Consider the following 447-nt stretch of genomic DNA (forward strand, 5'->3'; position numbering starts at 1 on the left):
GCAAAAGACCGGCAAGTGCGCTCAAGCCCATGTCCCACCACGATCCGGACTGAACCGACAGCAGTTGCAGGGACCCGAGGCCCAGGCAAAGCAGCAGCAGAACGTCGCGATTGGTTATCTTCTGGGTGGTGAAATCCACCCAGGCGATCCTTGCAAGCAGGGGGATGGCAAGTGCCTTGAGCAGCAACGATGCGCCGAGCAGCATAGCTACTGCCGCTCGACGTTCTGCACGCTGGAGGCCAGGAGCTTCAGATTATTGGCCACGGTTGGATCCTTGGGCGCCAGCTCATAGGCCTTGAGGAAGTTGGTGCGGGCATTCTGCAGCTTGCCGCGCAGCAGATAAGAATAACCGACATTGTTGTAATATTCGGGCGTGCCGCCGATCAGCTTGAATGCTCGGCCATAGGCCCGATCGGCGAGGTCGAAGCGCCTGATGCGGTCGCTACA

The 447-nt window shown here is 59.3% G+C and carries 1 protein-coding gene and 1 pseudogene; both read right to left on the bottom strand.

Translation table 11 applies throughout. The features are described from left to right. Window positions 1-205: pseudogene (locus tag EOA29_RS40065) on the bottom strand (prepilin peptidase); the annotation flags it as partial. A 2-nt stretch (window positions 206-207) separates the two neighbouring features. Beyond that, window positions 208-447, bottom strand: a 240-nt coding sequence (locus EOA29_RS40070; protein WP_127222586.1) for a tetratricopeptide repeat protein, incomplete at its 5' end; no start/stop codon positions are given.

Source organism: Mesorhizobium sp. M1E.F.Ca.ET.063.01.1.1, assembly GCF_003998155.1.
In the GTDB taxonomy this organism is placed as follows: domain Bacteria; phylum Pseudomonadota; class Alphaproteobacteria; order Rhizobiales; family Rhizobiaceae; genus Mesorhizobium.